27 protein-coding genes and 1 other RNA gene are annotated in these 23,417 nt (G+C 76.6%); 16 read left to right on the forward strand and 12 right to left on the reverse strand.

Features of this window, described 5'->3' with window-relative positions:
• Positions 1–68 precede the first annotated feature (68 nt).
• The 4 genes from KVT14_RS13315 to KVT14_RS13330 all read left to right on the forward strand — a co-directional run bounded on the left by KVT14_RS13315 (position 69) and on the right by KVT14_RS13330 (position 4,742).
• Complete coding sequence (locus KVT14_RS13315) at positions 69–1,805, forward strand: NAD+ synthase (protein ID WP_217616105.1); 1,737 nt, start codon at positions 69–71, stop codon at positions 1,803–1,805.
• Positions 1,805–2,647 (forward strand): 3-methyl-2-oxobutanoate hydroxymethyltransferase, encoded by an 843-nt coding sequence (gene panB / locus KVT14_RS13320; RefSeq protein WP_217616106.1) that lies wholly within the window; start codon positions 1,805–1,807, stop codon positions 2,645–2,647. The genes KVT14_RS13315 and panB overlap by 1 nt, the downstream gene beginning before the upstream one ends.
• 110 nt (positions 2,648–2,757) lie before the next feature.
• Positions 2,758–3,819 carry an endonuclease/exonuclease/phosphatase family protein gene (locus KVT14_RS13325; RefSeq protein WP_217616107.1) on the forward strand — a complete coding sequence of 354 codons (1,062 nt, stop codon included), beginning with the start codon at positions 2,758–2,760 and terminating at the stop codon, positions 3,817–3,819.
• Positions 3,820–3,962: 143 nt separating this feature from the next.
• Positions 3,963–4,742: a M15 family metallopeptidase gene (locus KVT14_RS13330; protein WP_217616108.1), complete on the forward strand. Its 780-nt coding sequence runs from the start codon at positions 3,963–3,965 to the stop codon at positions 4,740–4,742.
• A gap of 38 nt (positions 4,743–4,780) precedes the next feature.
• On the opposite strand, the gene KVT14_RS13335 is transcribed toward KVT14_RS13330, so the two are convergent.
• Positions 4,781–4,990 carry an SPOR domain-containing protein gene (locus tag KVT14_RS13335; RefSeq protein ID WP_306795798.1) on the reverse strand — a complete coding sequence of 70 codons (210 nt, stop codon included), beginning with the start codon at positions 4,988–4,990 and terminating at the stop codon, positions 4,781–4,783.
• 24 nt (positions 4,991–5,014) lie between these two features.
• Here KVT14_RS13335 and map point away from each other — a divergent pair, with 24 nt between their 5' ends.
• The 4 genes from map to KVT14_RS13355 all read left to right on the forward strand — a co-directional run bounded on the left by map (position 5,015) and on the right by KVT14_RS13355 (position 7,486).
• A complete protein-coding gene (gene map, locus KVT14_RS13340) occupies positions 5,015–5,896 on the forward strand; it encodes a type I methionyl aminopeptidase (protein ID WP_254630903.1) in 882 nt (293 codons plus the stop codon).
• Entirely contained in the window at positions 5,893–6,690 is a 798-nt protein-coding gene (ppgK, locus tag KVT14_RS13345; protein ID WP_217616110.1) for a polyphosphate--glucose phosphotransferase, read from the forward strand. The genes map and ppgK overlap by 4 nt, the downstream gene beginning before the upstream one ends.
• A 94-nt stretch (positions 6,691–6,784) precedes the next feature.
• A complete protein-coding gene (locus KVT14_RS13350) occupies positions 6,785–7,210 on the forward strand; it encodes a VOC family protein (protein ID WP_217616111.1) in 426 nt (141 codons plus the stop codon).
• A 102-nt stretch (positions 7,211–7,312) separates the two neighbouring features.
• Entirely contained in the window at positions 7,313–7,486 is a 174-nt protein-coding gene (locus KVT14_RS13355; RefSeq protein ID WP_217616112.1) for a CsbD family protein, read from the forward strand.
• Between the two features lie 74 nt (positions 7,487–7,560).
• On the opposite strand, the gene KVT14_RS13360 is transcribed toward KVT14_RS13355, so the two are convergent.
• Positions 7,561–7,881 (reverse strand): hypothetical protein, encoded by a 321-nt coding sequence (locus tag KVT14_RS13360; RefSeq protein WP_217616113.1) that lies wholly within the window; start codon positions 7,879–7,881, stop codon positions 7,561–7,563.
• Positions 7,882–7,994: 113 nt separating this feature from the next.
• A complete protein-coding gene (locus KVT14_RS13365) occupies positions 7,995–8,534 on the reverse strand; it encodes a GNAT family N-acetyltransferase (protein ID WP_217616114.1) in 540 nt (179 codons plus the stop codon).
• An 81-nt stretch (positions 8,535–8,615) separates the two neighbouring features.
• Here KVT14_RS13365 and KVT14_RS13370 point away from each other — a divergent pair, with 81 nt between their 5' ends.
• A complete protein-coding gene (locus tag KVT14_RS13370; protein WP_147796348.1) occupies positions 8,616–8,894 on the forward strand; it encodes a hypothetical protein in 279 nt (92 codons plus the stop codon).
• A 14-nt stretch (positions 8,895–8,908) separates the two neighbouring features.
• Here KVT14_RS13370 and KVT14_RS13375 read toward each other — a convergent pair whose 3' ends face one another.
• On the reverse strand, positions 8,909–9,136 hold the full coding sequence (locus KVT14_RS13375; RefSeq protein ID WP_217616115.1) for a hypothetical protein: 228 nt from the start codon (positions 9,134–9,136) through the stop codon (positions 8,909–8,911).
• 296 nt (positions 9,137–9,432) lie between these two features.
• On the opposite strand from KVT14_RS13375, the gene KVT14_RS13380 reads away from it, so the two are divergent.
• Positions 9,433–9,942, forward strand: coding sequence for a CAP domain-containing protein (locus tag KVT14_RS13380; RefSeq protein ID WP_217616116.1), 510 nt, complete (start codon positions 9,433–9,435; stop codon positions 9,940–9,942).
• Positions 9,943–10,008: 66 nt separating this feature from the next.
• On the opposite strand, the gene rnpB is transcribed toward KVT14_RS13380, so the two are convergent.
• Both rnpB and KVT14_RS13390 read right to left on the reverse strand, forming a co-directional pair.
• Positions 10,009–10,395, reverse strand: an RNA gene (gene rnpB, locus KVT14_RS13385) — RNase P RNA component class A.
• 18 nt (positions 10,396–10,413) lie between these two features.
• Positions 10,414–11,301, reverse strand: a complete 888-nt coding sequence (locus KVT14_RS13390; RefSeq protein ID WP_217616117.1) for a hypothetical protein — start codon at positions 11,299–11,301, stop codon at positions 10,414–10,416.
• A gap of 127 nt (positions 11,302–11,428) precedes the next feature.
• Here KVT14_RS13390 and KVT14_RS13395 point away from each other — a divergent pair, with 127 nt between their 5' ends.
• The gene (locus KVT14_RS13395) at positions 11,429–12,214 is read left to right on the forward strand and encodes a YaaA family protein (RefSeq protein WP_217616118.1); all 786 of its coding nucleotides are present in this window, start codon (positions 11,429–11,431) and stop codon (positions 12,212–12,214) included.
• Between the two features lie 169 nt (positions 12,215–12,383).
• On the forward strand, positions 12,384–14,351 hold the full coding sequence (locus KVT14_RS13400) for a threonine/serine exporter ThrE family protein (RefSeq protein WP_217616119.1): 1,968 nt from the start codon (positions 12,384–12,386) through the stop codon (positions 14,349–14,351).
• On the opposite strand, the gene KVT14_RS13405 is transcribed toward KVT14_RS13400, so the two are convergent.
• Genes KVT14_RS13405 through KVT14_RS13420 form a run of 4 tightly spaced genes read right to left on the reverse strand, consistent with a single transcriptional unit; the run spans position 14,352 to position 18,216 of the window.
• Complete coding sequence (locus KVT14_RS13405) at positions 14,352–15,140, reverse strand: histidine phosphatase family protein (protein ID WP_217616120.1); 789 nt, start codon at positions 15,138–15,140, stop codon at positions 14,352–14,354. It abuts the gene before it with no gap.
• Positions 15,140–15,880, reverse strand: coding sequence for a zinc ribbon domain-containing protein (locus KVT14_RS13410; RefSeq protein WP_217616121.1), 741 nt, complete (start codon positions 15,878–15,880; stop codon positions 15,140–15,142). The genes KVT14_RS13405 and KVT14_RS13410 overlap by 1 nt, the downstream gene beginning before the upstream one ends.
• Positions 15,877–17,118, reverse strand: coding sequence for a Nif3-like dinuclear metal center hexameric protein (locus KVT14_RS13415; protein ID WP_217616122.1), 1,242 nt, complete (start codon positions 17,116–17,118; stop codon positions 15,877–15,879). Before KVT14_RS13415 ends, KVT14_RS13410 begins: the two co-directional genes overlap by 4 nt.
• A 48-nt stretch (positions 17,119–17,166) precedes the next feature.
• Entirely contained in the window at positions 17,167–18,216 is a 1,050-nt protein-coding gene (locus KVT14_RS13420; RefSeq protein WP_217616123.1) for a zinc-dependent alcohol dehydrogenase family protein, read from the reverse strand.
• Positions 18,217–18,279: 63 nt separating this feature from the next.
• Between KVT14_RS13420 and KVT14_RS13425 the strand changes: the two genes are divergently transcribed.
• From KVT14_RS13425 to KVT14_RS13435, 3 genes are all read left to right on the forward strand, one after another.
• Entirely contained in the window at positions 18,280–18,717 is a 438-nt protein-coding gene (locus KVT14_RS13425; RefSeq protein ID WP_217616124.1) for a hypothetical protein, read from the forward strand.
• A complete protein-coding gene (locus KVT14_RS13430; protein WP_254630899.1) occupies positions 18,714–20,033 on the forward strand; it encodes an HNH endonuclease signature motif containing protein in 1,320 nt (439 codons plus the stop codon). Before KVT14_RS13425 ends, KVT14_RS13430 begins: the two co-directional genes overlap by 4 nt.
• 131 nt (positions 20,034–20,164) lie before the next feature.
• Positions 20,165–20,878 carry an SOS response-associated peptidase gene (locus KVT14_RS13435; RefSeq protein ID WP_217616126.1) on the forward strand — a complete coding sequence of 238 codons (714 nt, stop codon included), beginning with the start codon at positions 20,165–20,167 and terminating at the stop codon, positions 20,876–20,878.
• Between the two features lie 68 nt (positions 20,879–20,946).
• On the opposite strand, the gene KVT14_RS13440 is transcribed toward KVT14_RS13435, so the two are convergent.
• Positions 20,947–21,795, reverse strand: a complete 849-nt coding sequence (locus KVT14_RS13440; protein ID WP_217616127.1) for a siderophore-interacting protein — start codon at positions 21,793–21,795, stop codon at positions 20,947–20,949.
• A 159-nt stretch (positions 21,796–21,954) separates the two neighbouring features.
• On the opposite strand from KVT14_RS13440, the gene KVT14_RS13445 reads away from it, so the two are divergent.
• A complete protein-coding gene (locus KVT14_RS13445; RefSeq protein WP_217616128.1) occupies positions 21,955–22,632 on the forward strand; it encodes a hypothetical protein in 678 nt (225 codons plus the stop codon).
• Between the two features lie 9 nt (positions 22,633–22,641).
• On the opposite strand, the gene KVT14_RS13450 is transcribed toward KVT14_RS13445, so the two are convergent.
• Positions 22,642–23,187: an NUDIX hydrolase gene (locus KVT14_RS13450; protein ID WP_217616129.1), complete on the reverse strand. Its 546-nt coding sequence runs from the start codon at positions 23,185–23,187 to the stop codon at positions 22,642–22,644.
• Between the last annotated feature and the right edge of the window lie 230 nt (positions 23,188–23,417).

Below are 23,417 nucleotides of genomic sequence, written 5' to 3' on the forward strand. Positions count from 1 at the left end.
CCGCGAGGTGACGCACGCGCCGGGCCTCGTCGCGCCGGGCCCCTCCCGGCCGGAATAGGCTCACCGGTATGCCTGACCAGACCGGAGTCCGCGTCGCCCTCGCCCAGATCGACACCTGCGTGGGCGACCTCGCCGGCAACGCCGACGCCGTCCTCACGTGGGCCCGGAAGGCCGCCGAGGCCGGCGCCGACGTGGTCGCGTTCCCCGAGATGACGATCACCGGCTACCCCATCGAGGACCTGGCGCTGCGCGCCTCGTTCCGCCGCGGTGCCGAGCGCGCGCTCGCCGACCTGGCGCGGGCGCTGGACGACGCCGGCCTGGGTGACCTGACCGTCGTCGTCGGCACCGTCGGCGAGCGGACGCAGCGCGAGCACGACGACGCCCCGGCCCGCCCCACGAACCAGGCGGTCGTGCTGCAGCGCGGCTCGGTGCACCAGCGGTACGACAAGCACCACCTGCCGAACTACGGCGTCTTCGACGAGTTCCGCATCTTCACGCCCGGCGGCGAGCCGACGGTGGTCGAGGTGGCCGGGCGCCGCATCGGGCTGCTGATCTGCGAGGACATCTGGCAGGACGGCCCGGTCGCCGAGCTGTCCGACGACGACATCGACCTGCTGCTCGTCATCAACGGCTCGCCGTTCGAGGAGGGCAAGGGGCACATCCGCACCGACCTGGCCGCGCGCCGCGCCGCCGAGGTCGCCGCGCCGCTCGCCTACGTGAACATGGTCGGCGGCCAGGACGACCTGGTGTTCGACGGCGGCTCGTTCGTCATCGGGCCGGACGGCACGCTGCTGGCGTCGGCGCCGCAGTTCGTCGAGCACCTGCTGGTTTGGGACCTGCCGGCCCGCGGGGCGGCCCTCGAGCGCGGCACGACCGCCCAGCCGCTCGACCCGGACGAGGAGATCTACCGCGCGCTCGTCACCGGCCTGGCCGGCTACGTCCGGAAGAACGGCTTCCGGTCCGTCGTGCTCGGCATGTCCGGCGGCATCGACTCCGCGCTGGTGGCCGCGATCGCGGCGGACGCGATCGGCGGCGACAAGGTCGTCGGCGTCTCGATGCCGTCGCGCTGGTCGTCGGACCACTCCAAGGACGACGCGGCCGACCTGGCGAAGCGCGTCGGCGCCGACTACCGGGTGCAGGCGATCAAGCCCATGGTCGACGCGTTCGAGGGCGAGATGGCGCTCGACGGTGTCGCCGCGGAGAATCTGCAGGCCCGGGTGCGCGGCGTGATCCTCATGGCGCTGTCCAACGCCGAGGGCCACCTGGTGCTCGCGACCGGCAACAAGACCGAGCTCGCGGTCGGCTACTCGACCATCTACGGCGACGCCGTCGGCGGGTACGCCCCGCTCAAGGACGTCGACAAGTCCCGGGTGTGGGCGCTCGCACGCTGGCGGAACAACCACGCCCTCGACGCCGGCCAGCTCCCGCCGATCCCGGAGAACTCGATCACCAAGCCGCCGTCGGCCGAGCTCCGCCCGGGCCAGGTCGACCAGGACTCCCTGCCGCCGTACGACCTGCTGGACCAGGTGCTGGACGCCTACGTCGAGCACGCCGAGGGCCGTGCCGAGCTACTGGCCCGCGGCTTCGACCCGGAGATCGTCGACCGGGTGCTGCAGCTCGTCGACCGCGCCGAGTGGAAGCGGCGGCAGTACCCGCTCGGCCCCAAGGTCACGGCGCTGGCGTTCGGCCGGGACCGTAGGCTGCCGATCACCACGCGCTGGCGCGAGCCCGTGGACACCGCCGCCTCGGCGGGGACCACCGCGCGCGCGACCGGCACGACCACCGACACCGTGGAGCAGCACTGATGTCCGAGCAGCCGACCCCGGCAGCCACCCCCGCACCCGCGCCGCGGCGCGTCCGCGTGCACCACCTCGCCGAGGCGAAAGCCCGCGGCGAGAAGCTCACGATGCTCACCGCCTACGACTTCGCGACGGCGCGCATCTTCGACGACGCGGGCATCGACCTGCTGCTCGTCGGCGACTCGATCGGCAACACGATGCTCGGCCACACGTCGCCGATCCCGGTGACGGTGGACGAGATGATCCCGCCGACCCGCGCCGTCGTGCGCGCCGCCCGGCGCGCGCTCGTCGTCGCGGACCTGCCGTTCGGCTCCTACGAGACCGGCCCGGCGCAGGCCCTCGCCACCGCGGTGCGGTACCTCAAGGAGGCCGGCGCGCACGCCGTGAAGTTCGAGGGCGGCGTGCGGGTGGCCCCGCAGATCCGCGCGCTCACGGACGCCGGCATCCCGGTCGTCGGGCACCTGGGCTTCACCCCGCAGTCGGAGAACACCCTCGGCGGCCACCGGGTGCAGGGCCGCGGCGACGAGGCGGCCGAGCGGCTCGCCGAGGACGCCCTGGCCGTGCAGGAGGCGGGCGCGGTCGCGGTCGTGCTCGAGATGGTGCCGGCGCCGGTCGCCGCGCGCGTCACCGAGATCCTGCGCATCCCGACGATCGGCATCGGCGCGGGCGCCGAGTGCGACGGCCAGGTGCTGGTCTGGACCGACATGGCCGGCATGGGCGAGTGGTCGCCGCGGTTCGCCAAGTCGTTCGCCCCGGTCGGGCAGCTGCTGGGCGAGGCCGCCCGGGCGTACGCCGCCGAGGTGCGCGGCGGGCAGTGGCCCGACGCCGAGCACTCGTTCCTCAGCTGACCGGCTCGGGCGCGACCGCGGGCGGTCCCGACGGCGGTCGTCGGGGCGGCGATCGTCCGGGCGGCGGTGACCCGCGCGGCCGCCTCCGGCGGAGCTCGGCGGTCCGCGCGGTGCTGGCGGCCGGGGTCCTGCTGCTCGCGGCCGCGGCCGTCGTCGTGCTGCTCGCCCCCGACCGGCTCGGCCTGGCGGACCGGACTCCCGTCGCCCAGCTCGTCGCGCTGCGCGGGCTCGTCGCGTGCCTGCTGGTCGGCGGGGCCGTGCTGCTGGTCGGGGCCGTCGCGGGCTGGCGGCAGGTCGCCGGGCGCGCGGGGGTGCGCCGGCCCGGCTGGCGGCTTCCCCTGGCCCTGGCAGGCGTCCTGGTGCTGGGCGCCGCCGCGCAGGCGGCCGTAGTCGTCGGTCGCGGCGTCGACGGCTCGGGCGCGGGTCCGGCCGCCGACGGCGAGCTGGTCGTGCTGTCGTTCAACACCTTCGGCGTCGTCGACGCCGACGACCTGACCGCCCTGGTCGAGCAGCAGGACGCCGACCTGGTCGTCCTGGCCGAGACGTCCGCCTCGACCGCCCGCGCCGTGGCCCGCGCGCTGACCGACGCCGGCCGCCCGACCACCGCCCTCGCCGCCGACTCGGAGAGCACCCGCGTCGACGGCGTCGCGCTCCTGGTCCGGGACAGCCTGGGCGGCTACACGCACACGTCCGCGGGCCTGCCCGCCACCGAGCTGGGCACCTTCGCCGCGGTGCGCGCCGGCGAGGCGCCCGCCGCGGACGCCGGGGCCGAGGCGGTCGGGCGCCCCGCGACGGCACCCGCGCCGGACGTCGTGGTCGCGGCCCACACCCGCGCACCCTCGGCGGAGTCGTCGATGCCGGACTGGCGCGCGCACGCGGCCGGGATCGCCGAGGTCTGCCGGAGCACGCCCGGCGCGATCGTCGCCGGCGACCTCAACGCCACCCTCGACCACCCCGGCCTGGACGACCTGGGCCCGTGCGTCGACGCGGCCGCCGAGGTCGGCGCGGCCGGCCTGGGGACGTGGCCCGCGGACGTGCCCCGCGTGCTGGCGGCGCCGATCGACCACGTCCTCGTCGACGGGCGGGCGTGGCGGGTGACGGCGTTCGGCGTGCTGGACCGGGTCGGCGCGAGCGACCACCGGCCGGTCGTCGCGCACCTCGCCCGCCGCTGACCCACGCCGCCCGCGCGCCGTCGGTCCCCCTGCGCGCGCCGTCGGTGCCCCTGGGCGCTCCCCCGCCGCGCAGCGTCGTCCCGCACCGTCCCGCGTCGCGCGTGCTGCACCCGGTCGGCCCCCGGGCCCCCTACGCTCGTCGCATGCGCCGCGACTCCGCCGTCCAGCAGCCGGCCGCGGCGCGCTCCACGACCCCGTCGGGGTCCTCCGCCCCGCGCTCGTCGGCACCCCGGTCGTCGTCCCCGCGCGGCCCTCGCCCGCCGGCCCGGCAGCCCCGGCTGCGCCTGACCCGGCGCGGCGTGGTGGTCCTCGGGGTCGCGGCGGCCGTCGTCGTCGCCCTGGTCGTGACGCTCGTCGTCGCCGTCGTCCGGCTCCTGGGCGGACCGGCGCCCGCCGCCGAGCCCGACCCGGTGCCGGTCGCCGTCGTCGACGCCTCGTGCGTCCCCGACGCGTCGACGTCGCAGAACTGCTGGCCCGCGTTCGACGACGGCGCCGACCCGCAGCTCGAGATCTCGCCGTGGGTCACCGGCCGGCTCCGCGGCGGCGACGTCCGGTTCGTGCTCGAGCACGTGGCGGCGCGGTTCGACGCCGAGGTCGAGCCGGTGGACCCCGCGAGCTCGTGGGGCTGGGGCTACCGGACCGTGCGCGGCGAGGAGGACGAGGCCGGCGACGGGCTGTCGAACCACGCCTCGGGCACGTCGATCGACCTCAACGCGACCGAGCACCCGCTCGGCGCCCGGGACACGTTCGACGACGACCAGGTCGCGGCGATCCGCGCGATCCTCGCCGAGGTGCACCCGGCGGTCGCGTGGGGCGGCGACTTCGCCGGCCGGCGCGACGAGATGCACTTCGAGATCGTCGGCTCCCCCGAGGTCGTCGCCGAGGTGGCCGCCCGCCTGCGCGGCGAGGCGCCGGCAGGCTGACCGCCCCGGGCCCGGCCGGGGTCGACCGGGCCCGCGGCTCAGCGGTCCCGGCGGTCCTCCTCGTCCCACGCCTCGGTGCGCGAGCGGGCCTTCTCCAGCGCGTGCTGCGCCTCCTCGCGCGTCGGGTACGGGCCCAGCAGGTGCGACCAGGTCGACTGCTTGCCCTGCTCGACCTGCCCGGTCTCGGTGTTGTAGTAGAACTCGTCGGCCACGGGTCCGTCCTCCTCGTCCTGGGCCGTCCGGCTCACCCGGCACGACCGCTTCTTCGTAGACTGCCAGGCATGACGTCCGTGCACGCGCCGAGGCCGGCGCTGGTCCCGGGCACCGTGAGCCCCCGGCGACCGGTCCCCGCCTCGATCCCCCGCCCCGAGTACGTCGACCGGCCCGCGCCGACCCCCTACACCGGCAGCGACGTCGTCGCCCCCGAGGTCGTCGAGCGCATCCGGGTGTCCGCGCGGATCGCCGCTCAGGCGCTGCAGGAGGTCGGCCGGCACGTCGCACCCGGGGTCACGACCGACGAGCTCGACCGCATCGGCCACGAGTTCCTGCTCGACCACCACGCGTACCCGTCGACGCTCGGCTACCGCGGCTTCCCCAAGTCGGTCTGCACCTCGGTGAACGAGGTCGTCTGCCACGGCATCCCCGACTCGACCGTCCTGGAGGACGGCGACATCGTGAACCTCGACATCACGGCGTACGTCGACGGCGTGCACGGCGACAACAACGCCACGTTCCTGTGCGGGGACGTCGACGAGGAGTCCCGGCTGCTCGTCGAGCGGACCGAGGAGGCGCTGGCGCGCGCGATCAAGGCCGTCCGCCCGGGCCGCGAGGTCAACGTCATCGGCCGGGTCATCGAGAAGTACGCCGCGCGGTTCGGCTACGGCGTCGTGCGCGACTACACCGGCCACGGCGTCGGCGAGGCGTTCCACACCGGGCTCGTCATCCCGCACTACGACGCGGCCCCGATGTACGACCGGGTCATCGAGCCCGGGATGGTGTTCACGATCGAGCCGATGCTCAACCTGGGCACCGCCGACTGGACGACGTGGGACGACGGGTGGACCGTGGTCACCGCGGACCTGCGCCGCAGCGCGCAGTTCGAGCACACCCTGCTGGTCACCGACACCGGAGCGGAGATCCTCACACTCCCATGAGCAACCACCACGGCAAGAACGCGACGACGGCGTTCGGCATCGACATCGGCGGGTCCGGCATCAAGGGCGCGCCGGTCGACCTGGCCACGGGCGAGTTCGCCGCCGACCGCGTCCGCATCCCCACCCCCCAGCCCGCCACCCCCGCCGCGGTCGCGGAGACGGTCGTCGAGCTGGTCAAGCGGTTCGACCTGCCCGAGGACGCCGCCATCGGCGTGACGTTCCCGGCGGTCGTCCAGCACGGCGTCGCCCGGTCCGCGGCGAACGTCGACGGCTCCTGGATCGGCACCAACATCGAGCACGTCCTCGGCGACGCGCTCGGCCGGCCGGTCCTCGCGGTCAACGACGCCGACGCCGCCGGCTACGCCGAGACCCTGTACGGCGCTGCCCGGTCGACCTCGGGCGTCACGTTCATCTGCACGCTCGGCACCGGCATCGGCACCGCCATCGTCGCCGACGGGGTCCTGGTGCCGAACCTCGAGCTGGGGCACCTGGAGATCGACGGCCACGACGCCGAGTCGCGCGCCGCCGACTCCGCGCGCGAGCGCGACGACCTCGACTTCCCGCAGTGGGCCGAGCGGCTCCAGCGGTACTTCGGCGTCATCGAGGACCTGTTCTGGCCGGACCTCATCGTCGTCGGCGGCGGCGTGTCGAAGCACCACGAGAAGTTCCTCCCGCTGCTGCACCTGCGCGCGCCGATCGTGCCGGCGCAGCTGCGGAACGCGGCCGGCATCGTCGGCGCCGCCGCGCTCGCCGCGCGGGCCGGCACCCCCGTCGCGGGGGTCAAGGGCGACTGACGACCGGGCCCGGCACGCGGTCCGCCGCGCGCCGGGCCCGATCCGCCGCCCCGGGGGTCTGGTGCGGCGGCCCGCGGCGACCTACCGTCGCGCCATGGGACTCGCCGTGGCGCAGCTGTGCGTCGACTCGCACGACCCCTCGTCGCTCGCCCGCTGGTGGGCCGACGTGCTGGGCTGGCGCGTCGTCGAGGAGGACGACGACGAGGTCGACCTGGAGCCGCCGCCCGGGGTCTCCGCGTCGCCGTGGCTGTTCCTGCGGGTGCCCGACGCCAAGCGCGTGAAGAACCGGCTGCACGTCGACGTGCGGCCGCCGGACGGCTCCGACCAGGCCACCGAGCTCGAGCGGCTGCTCGCGCTCGGCGCGGTGCGGGTCGACATCGGGCAGGGCCCGGACGCCACCTGGCACGTGCTCGCCGACCCGGAGGGCAACGAGTTCTGCCTGCTGCGCTCGACGCCGTCCGAGCTCGCGGCGCTGCTCGCCGCGGAGGCGGGCGGGTCCGCGGAGGCCCCCGCACCCTGACCTGGGCGTTCGCCGTCCGCCGATCGGGTCCTTCCGGATGCGCGGGCGCACGGCCGGGCTTAGCGTCGGATCACGACGGACCGGTCCGAAGAAGGAGGACACATGGGACTCGACGACAAGATCGCGAATGCCGCTGAGAAGGCCGCGGGCAAGGTCAAGGAGGCCACCGGGCGCGCCTCGGACGACGAGCGCCTCGAGGCCGAGGGCCGCGCCGACCAGTCGAAGGCGGACATCAAGGGCGCCGGCGAGAAGGTCAAGGACGCGTTCAAGCACTGAGCCGGCGCATCGGCTCGCGCGCCCCGTCCCGGGCACCCGGGGCGGGGCGCGCTGCTGCGTGGGGACGGGCGCTGCTACGCGGGCGGCCGCCCGGGCCGGACGGGCGCGCGGAACCGCGCGCCGCCGCCGCGGGTGGCGACGGGTTCCCACTCCCCCGCCCGCGCGAGCCCGACGACGTCGAGGTGCACCTGCGCGATGTCGGCGAGCGGCAGCGGGAAGTCCGGCGACGTGGTGCGGCTCTCCGCGAGGGGGACGCCGCCGTCGTCCAGCAGCGTGAGCGTCCAGGTCAGCGCGTCGGTGCCCGCGGGCACCGGCGAGTGCACGTCGACGTGCCGCGCGAGCGCGGCCTCCGGGCCGCTGAGCGCGGCGATCCGGGGCAGGCGTCGACGTGTCATCCGGGCCCCCTGCGTCGTGCGTGGGGCCGTCGTCCTCAGCCCCGCGCCCAGCCTGGGGCCTCGCGCGGCGTTTGACCAGGACCTTCGTCCCTGGCGACCCTGCGGTCCGGATGTCAGAGGCGCCGCTCCAGCAGCACGACGTCGCGCCACTCCCCGGCGAGCGGTCCGTGCGTCATCCGGGCGATCCGCTCCCGCCGGCCCACCACCCGGAACCCCGCGGCGGCGTGCAGCGCCAGGCTGCCGGCGTTCTCGGGGAACACCGTCGACTGCACGGTCCACAGCCCGCCGGCCTCGGCCGACGCGAGCAGGGCGTCCATGAGCGCACGCCCCACGCCACGGCCGCGGGCGGCGGCTCCCACGTACAGCGACGCCTCGACCACGCCCGCGTACACCGCGCGGCGGGAGACCGGGGAGGCGGCGACCCAGCCGAGGACGGGCCCGGCGGGTGCGTCGGGGCTGGCGTCGGAGGTGGCGTCCAGCGCGACGAAGCGGTGCTCCGGCAGGTGGGAGGCGTCGAAATCCGCCCACGCCGGCGCCGCGCTCTCGAACGTCGCGTGCCCGGTCGCGATCCCCTCCGCGAACACCGCGAGCACCCCCTCGGCGTGCTCGGCGGTCATCGGGCGGAGGGTCACGGCGGGCTGCACGCCGGCCATTCTCACCCCGCGCGCGGGCGGTGGGTGACATCACCCACGACCACCCGCGCGTCGGCGAGGGCGACGGCGCACACTGCGGTGGTGAACCTCGCGCAGACCGTCCCGGGCGGCCTGTCCCGGCTGCGCGCCGCCGTCCCGCTGCTGAACGCGCGGCCGGTCCCGCCCGGCGTGCACCACGACGTCGACCGCCCGATCCCCGTCACCGTGACCCTCCGGTGGGAGTCCGGCGTCGAGCCGCTGGACACCGTCGCGGTCGAGTGGACCGCGACGCTGGTGCGGGTGCGGATCGTCGACCTGCGGGTGATGACGGGCGCGGTCTGGGTCCCCGCGTCGGACGTCCGACGCAGGGCGTGCGCGTAGCCCCACGTCGGCCGTCAGGCCAGGCGCTCGACCCTGACCGCCGCGTGGTGCTCGCGCGGCGCGCCGGGGCGGGCGCCCCAGGACACGACGCCCTGCGCGACGGCGCCCACCTCGGCCGGCACCGCGCCCACGTAGTGCGCGCTGGGGTCGTGGGTGAGCCGCTCCGCGAGCTCGGTGAGGCTGCGGCTGTCGGCGGCCTCGTCGGCCGCGAGCCGGGTCATCCTGAAGCGTGCGTCCGTCATGACGGGCCCCCTCGCCGGTCTGGTCCTCCCAGGATACGAGCGGGGTCGCGCACGCGTGGCGGCCGGGAGCACGAACGGCGCATACCGAGCGAATCGGGACATAGGCCGTGTCGTGTCAGGCACCGTGCACGGACTTTCACGACCGCCTCGACCCCGGCGGCCACCTGCGCCGACGCCGTCGGTGCAGAGGTCGACGCCGCGCCCCGGCGCGACTCCCCCGGCCGTCCGTGCTTACGGTCGAGGCGATCGGAGCACCCCTGATCGACGCACCTCACGAGGAGTCCAGGAGGAGTCCCATGACCCAGCGCCTGTGGATCACCAGCACCGTCACGGCCGGCCTGCTGCTCGGCAGCACCGCCCCCGCGCTGGCCGCCGACGCACCCGCCACCGCCGGCACCACGACGACGCCCGTCGCGGCGGTCGTGCCGCTCGCGGCCGCGGACGTCGAGGCCGCCGAGCAGGCGATCCTCGACCGGACGAACGCCCTGCGCGCGAGCGAGGGCAAGCCGGCGCTCGTGCGCAACGCCCAGATCGACGCCGTCGCGGCCGCCTGGGCCGAGCACATGGCCACGACCGGCCAGTTCCAGCACAACCCGGACTTCTTCCGGCAGATCCCGGCGGGCTGGCGCACGGCCGGGGAGAACATCGCGATGAACTCCTACGACCCGGTCGCGCTGTACACGCAGTGGCAGAACTCGCCCCCGCACCGCGCCAACATGGTGAACCCGGCGTTCGACCAGATCGGCATCAGCGTCGTCGAGCACGGCGGGCTGTACTACGGGGTCCAGGTGTTCGGCGGGTACTGATCCCGCTGCCGCACCGACCCGAGCACGCGACGGAGCCCTGGCCGAGCAGGCCGGGGCTCTCTCGTGCGGATGAGCTGGCCGGTACGCCGGGTTCTGTCCCCGCGCGCGGTTACCCCCGCGCGGGTGGCGACCATCCATCTACGACGCACGTTGCCGTACGCCTCCAGCGGCCTACCCGGGAGCTCGGACGAGCAGCCCTCGAACGCTCCCTGTCTGGCCTTGCTCCGGGTGGGGTTTACCGAGCCGTGCCGGTCGCCCGGCACGCTGGTGGTCTCTTACACCACCGTTTCACCCTTACCACCGTCCGGCCCGAGAGCCGTGCGGTGGCGGTCTGCTTTCTGTGGCACTGTCCCGCGGGTCACCCCGGGTGGGCGTTACCCACCACCCTGCCCTGTGGAGCCCGGACGTTCCTCGGCGAGCCCGAGGGCTCGACGCGGCCGCCTGGCCAGCTCATCCGCGCCGGTCAGCCTACTACGCCCCGGCGCGCCGCCCGCTCCCCGCGCCCTCGCCGGCCGCCTCCGTCAGCCGGTAGTGCAGCCGCAGCACCGGGAGCGTGCCGAGGCGCAGGTCGTGGTCGGTGCGCAGCACGCCCTCGTCGTCGACGAACACGTGGAACCGCTCGTGCACCGGGATGCGCCGTGCCCAGCACCCGCCCGGCCGGTCGACCACCAGGTACGCGCCCGGGTCGCCCCAGCCGCCGGTGCCCGAGGTCAGCACGAGCCCGCCGCGCGCCGTGGTCGTCGGCCGGAGCAGGACGACCAGGCGCCCGCGCGGCAGCGGGAACGTGACGCGGACGGCGGGTTCGCCGGAACCGGGCAGCCGGACGACGCCGTAGAGGCCGCTGAACACGATCCGGCCGGTCGCCCGCAGCCGGCGGAGCCACAGCGCGCCGACCTGGTCGCCGTCCCGGACGAGGGGCGTGACCGCGCTCGACATGCCGTGCGCGAGGTCGAGCGACCGCATCGGCAGCGCGAGCTGGTCGAGCCGCCGGGCGAACAGCGCCGCGACCGCCCAGCCGAACGGCCACGCCCACGGCGCCCACCCGACCCAGGCGTCCAGCCGCCAGCCCGAGGTGCGCTCGTAGAACCGGCGCACCGGGGCGGCGAGCGCGTCGGCGGCGAAGTCGGCGCGGTCGAGGTCCGCCATCGACCCGAGCAGGCCGCTCGTCCCGGCACCGGGGTCGACGGACCCACCCACCATCGCGCCCAGCCGCGCCGCCTCGCCCGGCAGCCACGCGTCGCCGACCCGGTCGACGTCCCCGACCGGCCCCTGCAGCCACGGCGTCGCCGCCAGGTCGACCCGCCGGCCCGTCGCCCGCACCCAGAGCCGCGTCGCCCCGTCCACCCCCCGCGTCAGCACCCGGCGATGGTCGCACCCCGCGGGCCGCCCGCGCGGGAGATCGGGGCAGCGACCTCGGCGATCACGTGGCGAACCGCACGCCCGCCCCGCCCCTGCTCGACGCCCCGCGCCGCCTACAGTTCAGCGCGTGCTCATCCTGCTCCCCCCGTCCGAGGGCAAGACCGCGCCGGTGCGTGGCGCCGCCCTCGACCTGGCCGCCCTGTCCGCCCCGGCCCTGACGCCGACCCGCGAGCGGGTGCTCGACGCCCTGGTCGCGGCGAGCGCCCGGCCGGACGCCGTGGAGGTGCTGGGCGTGGGCGCGGGCATCGCCGACGAGGTCGCCCGGAACGTCGACCTGCGGCACGCGCCCGCCGCCGAGGCCCGCGCCGTCTACACGGGCGTGCTCTACGGGACGGCGGGGCTCGACCGGCTGACAACGGCGCAGCGCCGCCGGGCGGCGGAGAGCGTGCGCGTCGTGTCCGGGCTGTGGGGCCTGGTCGCGCCCGAGGACCGCATCCCGGCGTACCGGCTGTCGATGGGCGTGGACCTGCCCGGCGTCGGGCCGCTGGCGGCCGCGTGGCGGGAGCCGCTGCGCGCCGAGCTCGACCCGCGGGCCGCGGCGGGCGAGCTGGTCGTCGACTGCCGGTCCGCGACGTACCTCGCCGCGTGGAAGCCGCCGCGCGCCACCCACGGGTCGTGGGTGCAGGTGCGGGTGCTCCGCGAGGTCGACGGGAAGCGCTCCGTGGTGTCGCACCACGCCAAGCACACGCGGGGCGTGCTGACCCGGCACCTCGTCACCCGGCGGGGCGCGGCGCCCGCGACGCCGGAGCACCTCGCCCGGGCGGCGCGCGAGCTGGTGGGCACCGAGCTGCTCGCGGTCGAGCTGGACGCCCCGGCGAGCCGCGCGGCGACGCTGTCGCTGGTCGTCGCCTGACCCCGGCGAGACCGTGGTGCGGCCCGCGGGTCCCTGCACCGGGCCTTCACCCGGCGCCCACCCGCCGCCCACCGCCACGGCACGCCCCGGGCGAGCGCCCGGGCTAGCGTGGTGCGGGTCCGGGCGGCCGCCCGACGACAGCGACCGGCAGGACGGGGACGGCAGCAGCATGCGACGCACGGGCACCGCGCGGATCGCGGCGCTGCTGCTGGTGCTCGTCCTGGCACTGGCCGGCGTCGTCGCGGTCGCCGGCGGACCCGCGGGCGCGACGACGTCCGGAGGCGGCTCGTCCGCGGAGCGCGGCGGCACGACCGTCCCCGGGACGACCACCGGCGACGGCCAGGACGCGGGTGCCGGCACCGGCGCCGACGCGGGCGGCGCCGCGGTCCCCGCCCCGTCGCCCACGGTGTCGCCCGCGCAGCCCGCCCCGACCTCGACCCCGGTGCCGACCCCGACGCCGACCCAGCAGGTCCCCGTGCCGGTGCCGACGACCGAGCCGGAGCCGGTGCCCACCCCGACGCCGACGACGGAGCCCGAGCAGACCGGCACCCCGTCGCCCGCTCCCACCCCGACGCCGACCGACGCCGGGGTGGGCGGCTCGCAGCAGTTCAGCCGACCGCCGGCCGTCACCACGTCCTCGACGCCGTGGGCCCAGCTGCTCACGGCGCTGGTGGTCGTGGTCGCCGGCGCGGTCGCGGTCGTCGCGATCTCGGCCCGGCGCGCCCGGCTGGCCGCCCAGGGCGGTGCGGCCGGTGCGACGCCCGTGCCGTCCGGCGCGGCAGCCGCGGCCGGGGCCGGGGCTGATGAGCCAGCCGCCGACACGGCCGAGCTGCGCCCGCCCCCGACGTCCGCCGAGGTGCTGCGCCTCATGGTCGTCGCGGGCGAGGCGATGGTCGACGCCGGCCACACGGTGTCCTCGGTCGCCGACACGCTCGACGAGCTCGCCGCGGTGCACGGCGTCCCCGGCACCGAGACCGTCGTCCTGCCGACCGCGCTCCTCGTGTCCGTCCCCGACGGCGACGGCGTCGCGACCGCGGCGGTCTCGACGGGGCGGCGGCCGCTGATGCTGCACCAGGTCGACGAGCTCACCGACGTGCTCCGCGACGCGTCCGCGCCGGACGCCGACGTCGCCGGCGTGACCGCGCGCATCACGCTGCTGCGGACCACGGCGCCGCCGTTCGGCATGCTCGCGCGCCTCGGCGGGTACCTGCTCCTGTCGGTGGGCCTCGCGGCGCTGCTCGGCGGGTCCTGGGTGGACCTGCTGGTCGCGGCCGGGCTGGGCCTGGCTGTGGGCGCCGTGCAGCTGGTCGTCGGCCGGATGCCCAGCGGCGTCGAGGTGCTGGTCACCGTGGCGTCGGCGTTCGTCGTGGCGGCCGCCGTGCTGCTCGCCGCGCGCGTGGTCCCGGACCTCGGCGTGCTGCCGTCGCTGATCGCCCCGCTCGTGCTGTTCCTGCCCGGCGGGCTGCTCACCACGGGCGTCATCGAGCTCGCGACCGGGCAGATGCTGTCCGGCGCCGGGCGGATCGCGGCGGGCGCGATGCAGCTCGTGATGCTGGCGGGCGGCATCGTCGCGGCCGCCGCCCTGGTGGGCGTCCCCGCCGTGGACCTGGCGTCCGGCGGCCACCCGCTCGGGCCGCTGGCGCCGTGGCTCGGGGTCGCGGTGTTCGGCGCCGGGACGGTGGTCTACCGGTGCGGCCGGCCGCGGACGATCGGCTGGGTGATCCTCGTGCTCGCCGTCGCGTACGGGGCGCAGGTGCTCGGCGACGCGCTGCTGGGCGGGGCGTTGTCGGCGTTCGTCGGCGCGCTGGCGATGACGCCGGTGGCGCTGGCGGTGGCCCGGTTCCCGTCCGGTCCGTCTCCGCTCGTGTCGTTCCTGCCCGCGTTCTGGCTGCTGGTCCCCGGAGCGCTCGGCCTGGTCGGGGTGACCAGCCTGCTCGACGGCGACAGCAACGGGGTGTCCACGCTGGTCACGACCGGCGGGACGATGGTGGCGATCGCGCTGGGCGTGCTCGTGGGGCTGTCTGCAGCGCGGGGCCTGCCGGGACGGCAGGCGCGGTGGTCGCTGGGCGGCGTTCCGGGTCTGATGCCGGCGGCCCGGCCCTGGCCGCGTCGCGGCCGCACGGACCCGCCGGTCTGATCAGCCGCGCGCCGGCCAGCCCTCGCTCGGCGCCCCGGCGACCGCCACCTCGTCGCGCTTGTCCGCGAACAGCCGCACGATGCTCACCGACGCCGGCGCGACCCGCAGCTGGCTCCACGACCCGGGCTGCGCGCCCATGGTCCGACCGAGAGCGGCCCGGATCGACACGGCGTGCGACACGACGACCACGGTGCGGTCGGTCCCCGCCGCCAGCAGACCGTCGAGCGCCGCGCCGATCCGCTCCCCCACGTCGGCGATCGACTCGCCGCCCTCGGGCCGCAGGTCGGCGCGGGTGTGCCAGGGCTCGAGCTGCCCGGGCCAGCGCTGCTCGATCTCCTCGGCGGTGAGCCCCTGCCAGGCGCCGAAGTCGGCCTCCTGGAACGCGGCGTCCACGCGCGGCGTGAGCCCGAGGCGCGCGCCGATGATCGCCGCGGTCTCCTGGGTCCGGACCATCGGCGACGCGATCAGCTCGGTCGGGTACGGGACGTCGCCCCACAGGTCGTCGCCGACCCGGCGGACCAGCTCGCCCGCGGCGGCGGCCTGCGCGCGGCCGCGCTCGGTGAGCGACGGGCCGGGCTCCGACGAGCCCGAGTAGCCGCGCGACACGGTCATCTCGGTCTCGCCGTGCCGCACCAGGATGACGGTCACCGGCTGGGCGTCGTCGAACCGGACAGCCGCCCCCGACGGCCGGCCGCGGCGCGCGGGCTGCTCGCCGCGCGCGGGCGGCGCCGGGGTGCCGGCCTCGGGCTCCAGCGGCTGCGCACTGCCCTGCGGGCCGTCGGCGGGCATCAGTACGCGTCCTCGCCGCGGACCAGGATCCGGCCGGAGTCCTCGCAGTAGACGATCTCGTCCTCCGGCGTCGCCTTGATCTTGGCGAGCTCGGTGGCGGGGACCGGGAGGCCGCTGCCCTCGGACCGCCCGTGCCGCAGCGCCGCGACGGCCACGCCGCCGAGCCGGCCGCGCAGCCGGTCGTAGAGCTGGATCAGCGGCTCGGCCAGCGGGGCGGCCATCGCGTCGCGCTGGGTCGTCACCTCGCCGGCCTGCTTCTCGATGATCGCGAGCTCGGCGTCGCGCTCGGCCACGACGGCCGCGCGGTCGTTGAGCAGCGCGGCGTGCGCGGTGGTGAGCTCGCCGAGGGTGCCCTCGTGCGCCTCCAGCCGCTCCATCGCCTCCAGCTCGACCTCCTCGAGGTCGCCCTGCCGGCGGGCCAGCGAGACGAGCTCGCTCTGCAGCGCCCGCAGGTCCTTCGCGGAGCCCTGGCCGGAGTCGAGCCGGGCCTGGTCGCGGGCCGCGCGGTCCCGGACCTGCTGGACGTCCGACTCGGCCTTGCTGACCTCGCGCTGGATGTCGCCGACCGCGGTGCGGGAGGCGGCGATCGCGGTGTCCAGGTCCTTCAGCTGCGCGTCGAGCTCCGCGATCCGCTTGTGCTGCGGGAGCGCGGTGCGCTTGTGGGCCAGCTGGTCGAGCTTGGTGTCGAGCCCCTGGAGGTCGAGCAGCCGCTTCTGGTCCTGCGGGGAGGCCTTGGTCACGGGTGGTGTCCTTCCGACGGTGCGGTGGTGCTGGAGGGCGCCGGGACGCGGCCGGTCCACGGATCGGTGCGCAGGGTGCTCACGCGGGTCTCCACCGTAGTGCCGCGCGCGGCCAGGTCGGCGCGCAGGTCGCGCTCCGCGCCCCGCAGCCAGGGCCACTCGGACGCGAAGTGCGCGGCGTCCACCAGGTACGGCGGGCTGGCCGCGGCCCCGCGGGCCTCGAACTCGGCGCGCTCGCGCAGCTCGGAGGCCGGGTGGTGCCGCAGGTCGGCCGTCAGGTAGGCGTCGGCGCCGGACGACCGGACGTCGTCGAACAGCGAGTCGCCCGACCCGCCGACGACGGCCACCGTCCGCACGGTCGCGTCCGCCGGGCCCGCGTAGCGGATGCCCTGCGCCGTGGCGGGCAGCGCGGCGGCGACCCGCTCGGCGAACGCGTGCAGGCTCAGCGGCTCGGCGAGGTGCCCGACGCGGCCGGTACCGGTCGGGCCGTCCCAGGTCGCGAGCTCCAGCACGTCGAAGGCCGGCTCCTCGTAGGGGTGCGCGGCGCGCATCGCGGCGACGACCGCGGCACGGAGCCGGCGCGGCGCCACCATCTCGACCCGGGCCTCGACCACGCGGGCGGCCTCGCCGGCACGGCCGATCGCCGGGGTGGCCGCGTCGGACGGCGTGAACGTGCCCTCGCCGGTGCTGGTCCAGGCGCAGCGGCTGTACTCGCCGATCGCGCCGGCGCCGGCCGCGGCGAGGGCGTCGACCAGGCGCTCCGCGTCGCCCGCCGGGACGAACACCACGTGCTTGTCGAGCGGCTCCGCGGGCGCGGGGACCAGGGCGCGCAGGTCCTCGAGCCCGACCAGCCGGGCGAGCTCGTCCGCGACCCCGCCCGCCGCCGCGTCCGCGTTGGTGTGCGCGGTGTACAGGGCGACCCCGCCCCGGATCAGCCTGTGCAGCAGCGCACCCTTGGCGCTGGTCGCGGCGACCGAGTGGATCCCGCGGAGCAGCAGCGGGTGGTGCACGACCACCAGGTCCGCGCCCCAGTCCAGCGCCTCGTCGACGACGGCGGCCAGCGGGTCGACGGCGAACAGCACCCGGCGGACCGGCTGGGCCGGGTCTCCGGTCACGAGGCCGACGCGGTCCCACGACTCGGCGGTGCGCGGCGGGTAGCGGCGCTCCAGCACCCCGACGACGTCGGCGAGGGTGGCGTGCGCGGACGAGGGGGTGGGCGGCGGGGCGGGCTGGCTCACGCGGTCGAACCTACCCGTGCCGGTCACGCCCTCGCCGCCCCGCGCGCGTCAGGGCAGCAGCATCGACTTGATCGCGCGGCGCTCGTCCATCGCGGCGTACGCCTCGGCGACCTCGTCCAGCGGCAGCACCAGGTCGAACACCTTGCCGGGCAGGATCGCGCCGGACCACACCTCGGCGGCGAGCTCCTCGATGTACGCGCGCACCGGGGCGATCCCGCCGCGGACGCCGACGTTGCTGCCGAACATCTGCTGCACCGGCAGCTCCGGCCCGCCCGCGGGGACGCCGACGAAGCCGACCTGCCCGCCCGGCCGCGCGGTGTCGAGCGCCTGCTGCATCGACTCCTTGGTACCGACGCACTCCAGCACCTGGTCCGGGCCGACGCCGCCGAGCAGGTCGCGCACCGCCGCCGCGCCCTCGTCGCCGCGCTCCGCGACGACGTCGGTCGCGCCGAACTCGCGCGCCAGGTCCAGGCGGGACGCGTGCCGCGACATCGCGATCACGCGCTCGGCGCCGAGCCGCTTCGCCGCGAGCACGGCGCACAGGCCGACCGCGCCGTCGCCGACCACGGCCACCGTCGAGCCGGGTCCGACGCCCGCCGACAGCGCGGCGTGGTGCCCGGTGCCCATGACGTCGGTCAGCGTGAGGACGTGCGGCAGCAGGTCGGCGTGTGGGGTGTCCGGCATCGCGACGAGCGTGCCGTCGGCCAGCGGCACGCGGACGTACTCGCCCTGCCCGGCGTCGGTGAACACGCCCTCGGCGTCGTCGCCGCCCCAGCCGCTGCTGTGGACGCACGACGTCGGCACGCCGTTGCGGCAGTGCACGCACGTGCCGTCGGAGACGGTGAACGGCGCGACCACGAACTGGCCCGGCCGCAGCGTCCGCACGTCCGACCCGACCTCCTCGACCACGCCGACGAACTCGTGCCCGATCCGGCGCGGCTGCCTGGTCGGGCGCACACCGCGGTACGGCCACAGGTCGGAGCCGCAGACGCAGGCCGCGACCACGCGCACCAGGGCGTCGGTCGGGCGCTGGATCGTGGGGTCCGGGACCTGCTCGAGCCGGACGTCGTGGGGGCCGTGGATGAGGGTCGCTCGCACGGGGGCAGCCTACGACGGAGGTGTTCGGCGGGGCATGTCAGTGGTGGCCGATAGCGTTGTTCTATGGCACCTGACCTGCAGGAACACCCCGACGGCGACCCGGTCGCGGTCCCGGTGCTGCCGGTCTACGGGCCCGACGGGACCTGCCTGACGGACTTCGGCCCGGACCCGGCCGTGGCGGCCGATGGGGCGCCGCGGACCGGTGAGCAGCGGCAGGTCGAGGCGATCGCGGCGTGCCCGCCGGGGCCCGAGCTGGACGCCTGGCTGCGAGGGCTGGACCTGCGGGCGCTGTCCTCGACGGTGCTGGTCGAGGTGATCGCCGCGCAGGACCGGGTCGAGAGTCATCAGCACGCCCGCAAGCTGGCCATGATCGCGGAGCTCGCCTCCCGGGACGAGATGAGCCCGGAGTGGTCCCCGCTCGCGGGTGCACCGCCGATCAGGCCTGCGTGGCCGGGGACGAGCTGGCGATGCGGCTGGGGTGGCCGCGGGTCACTGCGATGAAGACCGTGCACCGGGCGCTGGTGCTCGACGGGATGCTCGGCGCCACCCGGGAAGCGTTGGAGGTCGGGCACCTCGACCCCGCCAAGGCCCAGGTCCTGACCGCCGAGTTGGCGGACCTGCCGTTCCAGGTCGCGCACGCCGTCGAGGACGCGGTGCTGCCCGAGGCCGACCAGTGCTCCGTCGCCGAGCTCCGGCAGCGGGTGGCGCGGGAGATCCGGTTGGTCGACCCCGAGGGCGCCGCCGCCCGCCGCGAACGCGCCCGCTGCACGAGGAAGGTGTCCCACCCCCGGCCCCAGCCGGACGGGATGGCCTCGATGTGGCTGGTCCTGGATGCGGCGGACGCGCTTCGCGTCGACGGGGTCCTGACCCACGCTGCGAAGACCGCCAAGGCCCTCGGCGACGACCGCACGTTGGATCAGCTACGCGCTGACGGGCTGCGGGACCTGGTCGTGTGCGACGTGCCGGAGTCGGATGGTCCGGCGTTCGAGGTCCACCTGTCCCCGGGCCTGCCGGTCCCGTCGGAGCCGCGACGGTCGTGGAACGGGGCGACCATGACCGACCGGGACGGTGCGGTGCTCACTCGCCCGATCGAACCGATCCCCGTCGCGACCCTGACCCCGCTCGACGACACCACCGCGAGTCCCGCACCCGGCGCGGACCACCCCGCCTCGCCGGCCGGAGCGCTACCGACGCCGGCCAGGACCGCCCTCGCCCCCAGCACCGCACCCGCACCCGCACCAGCGCGTAGCGGCTGCACTCGCTGCTCGGGCCGCCCGGGCGCCGAGGTCCGCATCACCGTCTCCGCATCCACGCTCATCGGGTTGGACGACCAGCCCGCCCACCTCGACGGCCACGGCCCCATCGACGCCGTCCGGGCAAGGGCCCTGGCGATCGGCGGGGTCTGGCAGCGGGTCGTGACCGACCCGCTCACCGACCGGGTCCTGGACGTCGGCCGCGAACGCTACCGACCACCCGCCGCACTCGCAGAACTCATCCGCACCCGCGACCGAACCTGCGCCGCACCCGGCTGCAGGGTCCCGGCCTGCGCATGCGAGCTCGACCACACGAAGGAGTTCCACCCCCAACCGGGCGGCGACCCCGACGCGCCCCTGGGCCACACCGACGCCGACAACCTGGGCCCGCTGTGCCACCGGCACCACCGGCTCAAGACCGACGGCGGCTTCCGGCTGCGCCAGATCAGCCCTGGGCTGTTCGAGTGGATCACCCCCACCGGCCACCGGTACCTGACCCGGCCGGGAACCGGGCAGTGCCACGACGCCACCGCCGACCCCTACGACGCACCACCCCCGTTCTAGCCGCTCGGGTTCTAGCCGCTCGGGCCCGAGCTCCCGTCCAAGACCCAGGCCCGATCCCGCGACCCGAGCCCGACCCGCGCCAGGCACCCCTCGCGTCGTCGATGTCGGTGGTGCGCGGCACACTGGGCCCCATGTGTGGCCGCTACGCGCAGACCCGTGCCGCCGACCAGCTCGAGCGCGACCTCGCGATCGACCGGATCCTCGGCGAGCACCCGGGACCGTCCTGGAACGTCGCCCCGACCCAGGACGTGCCGGTGGTGCTCGAGCGCGTCGAGGACGACGGCCCGCAGCGCCAGCTCCGGCAGGCGCGGTGGGGCCTGGTGCCGTCGTGGGCCAAGGACGTGTCGATCGGGTCGCGCATGATCAACGCGCGCTCGGAGACCGTGCTCGACAAGCCGGCGTTCCGGAAGGCGGCGGCGAGGCGGCGCGCCCTGGTCCCGATGGACGGCTACTACGAGTGGCAGGCCAACGAGCGCGGCCCCAAGACGCCGTACTTCCTGCACGGGGCCGAGCCGCTGGCGGCGGCCGGGCTGTACGAGCTGTGGCGCGACCACGCCAAGGCCGACGACGACCCGACGCGCTGGCTGTGGACGGTCACGATCATCACGCGCCCCGCGACCGACAGCCTCGGGCACATCCACGACCGCTGCCCCGTGCTGCTGCCCGGTCACCTGTGGGACGGCTGGCTGGACCCGTCGATCACCGCGGCCGACGAGGTCGGGGCGATGCTGGTGAACGTGCCGGAGCCGCACCTGACGCCGCGCGAGGTCGGGCGGGCCGTGGGCAACGTGGCGAACGACGGCCCGGCGCTCGTCGAGCCGGTCGACCCGACCGCCGAGGGCTGAGCCGGACGGCGCGTACCCGGCCGACCGCCCGGGCCGCACGGGTCCCCGCGGGCCGAAACGAGCGGCCGTCAGGCCGCGACGCGCGCCTTTGCCGCTCGCCAGTAGCCGCAGAACGTGACGTCCTGCTTCGGCACGCCCGCCGCGACCCAGTGCCGCCGGGCCGCGGCGACCAGCGACTGCTCCCCCACCACCCAGGCGGTCACGGGCTCGTCCGGCACCGGCAGCGCCTCGACGGCCGCGAGCGCCGCTGGCCCCGCCACGGCGTGGGGGTCGTCGCGCACCACCCAGCGCACCTGCACGCAGGCCGGGCCGGCGAGGTCCTGGACGTCGTCGGAGTGCGGCACCTCGACGACGGCGACACCCCGGGCGCCGGTGCCGAGCGAGCCGAGGATGCCGGCGACCGCGGGCAGACCGGTCTCGTCGGCGACGAGCAGCACCCGGTCGTGCGCGGTGGCCGCGGGGAACGTGATGCCCTCGTCGAGGATCGCGACGGCGTCCCCGGGCGCGCAGGTCTGCGCCCAGGTCGCGGCGGGCCCGGAGGTGCCGTCCTCGGGGGTGCCGTGCAGAACGAAGTCGACGTCGAGCTCCGGGCCCTCCGGTCCGTCGGGTCGGTGCGCGCGGACGGTGTAGTTCCGCAGCACGGGGCGCTCGGTCCGGGCGATCGCGAGGTACTTCAGGTACGCGAGGGTGTCGAGCTTGTTCGGCAGCCGCGACAGCACCGCGTCGTCGGCGACGGGGATGAACAGCCGGAACCACTGGTCGTAGCCCATCGGCCGGAACCGCGCCGCGTCGCCGCCGCCCAGCGTGACCCGGACGAACCCGGTCGACACCCGCTCGGTGCGCAGGACGTGCAGCGTCAGCAGCTCGGTGAGCTCGGGCTTGCGCCGGCCGGCGTTGATGTTGCTGCTGCGGGCCACGGGCGCGCTCCTGTCGTCGAGGTTGGTAAGGCTGCCCTTACCGGAGCGGCGACCGTAGCAGCCGCGGCCCCGGCACCGGAATCCCCCGTCCACGGCCGGCGCCCGGCCCGGGACGTCGGTCCGTGGCGGCGGGCGGCGCGCGGTGGCCGGATGGTGCGCATGACCTCCACGGACACCGACCACGAGCCGGGCCCCGACGAGCCTCGGCCGGGCGTGCTGCTCTGCTGGATCCCCCTCGGCGCGGGCGGGCCGCGGGTCGTGCGCGCGAGCGGTCGCGCCTACGAGGCCGTCGCCGCGCTCCGGGACCGCCGCCCGCGCCGGGCGCTCGTGCATGCCGCGCTGCTCGTCCGGCCGGCGGCGGGTCCGCCGGTGGCCGTCGAGGTGGCCCCCGCCTGGGGGCAGCCGGCGGGCGACCGCGGCGTCGTCGCCACGGGCCCCGTCGGCGCGCGGGTCCTCGGGAGGTCCCGGCTGTTCCGCTACGAGGTGCGGTGCTGGGCGGGCGGCTCGGTGCCGGACCTGGCGTGGGCGGTCGCGCGGCGGCGTGCGACGACGGACCCGCGGGTGGCCGCGGCGCTGCTGGCGGCGGCGCCGGGCGTGCCGGTGCGGACCTGGGGCGGTCGCGCGCCGGGCGACCGGGACATGTGGACGTCGAACTCGGTCGTCGCCTGGCTGCTGGCCGCCGCGGGGCTCGACCTCCTGCCCCTCGGGCCGCCGCCGGGCTGCCGTGCTCCGGGCTGGGACGCGGGCGTGCGGGCGGCGCCCGGCCGTCGCAGCGCCGTGCCTACGCCTTCCGGCCCCGCCGCCTCCGATCGGCGCAGGCCGGGCCGGAACGCGTAGGCGGCCCGCTCAGGACAGCCGACCGAGCGCCACGGCGGCGTGCAGCAGCGCGCCCAGGGACTCGTTGTCGGTGATCCCGCCCGCGCGCACCAGCGCCGGCAGGTCGGACCACGGGACCCGCCGCACGCCGACGATGCCCTCCTCGTCCTGGGCGTGCGCCTCGTCGGCCGGCCGCAGGCCCCGCGCGAGCAGCACGTGCCCCGGCGCGTGCGCCACGCCGTTGAGCGAGAACACCGGCCCGAGGTGCGTCCAGTCGGCCGCCGCGAGCCCGGTCTCCTCGCGGAGCTCGCGCGCCGCGGCGACCAGCGGGTCCTCGCCGTCGGAACCGCCCGCGGGCACCTCGAGCGACACCGCACCGGTGGTGTACCGCTCGACCTCGACCAGCACCACCTCGTCGTCGTCGGTCACGGGGACGACGAACACCGCCGGCTGCCGGACCTCGACGACGCCGTACACCCCGTCGCCGCCGTCGGGCCGGGTGACGGCGTCCTCGCGGACCCGGATCCACGGGTTCTCGTAGACGGTGCGGGAGTCGTGGGCGTGCCAGGCGGACATGCCCGCCATCGTGCCAGGAGCCCCGACGTGGTCCGGCCCGGCGGCCCCGGGGGCCGGGCGCCGGGACGGGGCGCCGGGCCGGGGCGGGGGCCGGGGGGGGGGGCCGCGCCCGCCGCCCGAGGGCAGGCACCGGACTCAGCGCCGCCGGCCGCCCGGCCCGCGGGAGGCGTGCCGCGCGAGGTGGCCGGCGCCGAGCGCGACCAGAAGTCGGAGGGCAAAGCGGTCTTAGG

It is taken from the genome of Cellulomonas sp. GbtcB1 (genome assembly GCF_019091725.1).
In the GTDB taxonomy this organism is placed as follows: Bacteria; Actinomycetota; Actinomycetes; order Actinomycetales; family Cellulomonadaceae; genus Cellulomonas.

Excerpts from the sequence above, each read along its gene's own strand:
- KVT14_RS13405 (WP_217616120.1), bottom strand. The coding sequence starts at position 15,140 with ATGCCCGCCGACGGCCCGCAGGGCAGTGCGCAGCCGCTGGAGCCCGAG.
- KVT14_RS13330 (WP_217616108.1), top strand. The coding sequence starts at position 3,963 with ATGCGCCGCGACTCCGCCGTCCAGCAGCCGGCCGCGGCGCGCTCCACG.
- KVT14_RS13355 (WP_217616112.1), top strand. The coding sequence starts at position 7,313 with ATGGGACTCGACGACAAGATCGCGAATGCCGCTGAGAAGGCCGCGGGC.
- KVT14_RS13425 (WP_217616124.1), top strand. The coding sequence starts at position 18,280 with ATGGCACCTGACCTGCAGGAACACCCCGACGGCGACCCGGTCGCGGTC.
- KVT14_RS13315 (WP_217616105.1), top strand. The coding sequence starts at position 69 with ATGCCTGACCAGACCGGAGTCCGCGTCGCCCTCGCCCAGATCGACACC.
- ppgK (WP_217616110.1), top strand. The coding sequence starts at position 5,893 with ATGAGCAACCACCACGGCAAGAACGCGACGACGGCGTTCGGCATCGAC.
- KVT14_RS13450 (WP_217616129.1), bottom strand. The coding sequence starts at position 23,187 with ATGTCCGCCTGGCACGCCCACGACTCCCGCACCGTCTACGAGAACCCG.
- KVT14_RS13365 (WP_217616114.1), bottom strand. The coding sequence starts at position 8,534 with ATGGCCGGCGTGCAGCCCGCCGTGACCCTCCGCCCGATGACCGCCGAG.
- KVT14_RS13360 (WP_217616113.1), bottom strand. The coding sequence starts at position 7,881 with ATGACACGTCGACGCCTGCCCCGGATCGCCGCGCTCAGCGGCCCGGAG.
- KVT14_RS13430 (WP_254630899.1), top strand. The coding sequence starts at position 18,714 with ATGAAGACCGTGCACCGGGCGCTGGTGCTCGACGGGATGCTCGGCGCC.
- panB (WP_217616106.1), top strand. The coding sequence starts at position 1,805 with ATGTCCGAGCAGCCGACCCCGGCAGCCACCCCCGCACCCGCGCCGCGG.
- KVT14_RS13400 (WP_217616119.1), top strand. The coding sequence starts at position 12,384 with ATGCGACGCACGGGCACCGCGCGGATCGCGGCGCTGCTGCTGGTGCTC.
- KVT14_RS13435 (WP_217616126.1), top strand. The coding sequence starts at position 20,165 with ATGTGTGGCCGCTACGCGCAGACCCGTGCCGCCGACCAGCTCGAGCGC.
- KVT14_RS13445 (WP_217616128.1), top strand. The coding sequence starts at position 21,955 with ATGACCTCCACGGACACCGACCACGAGCCGGGCCCCGACGAGCCTCGG.
- KVT14_RS13350 (WP_217616111.1), top strand. The coding sequence starts at position 6,785 with ATGGGACTCGCCGTGGCGCAGCTGTGCGTCGACTCGCACGACCCCTCG.
- KVT14_RS13380 (WP_217616116.1), top strand. The coding sequence starts at position 9,433 with ATGACCCAGCGCCTGTGGATCACCAGCACCGTCACGGCCGGCCTGCTG.
- KVT14_RS13375 (WP_217616115.1), bottom strand. The coding sequence starts at position 9,136 with ATGACGGACGCACGCTTCAGGATGACCCGGCTCGCGGCCGACGAGGCC.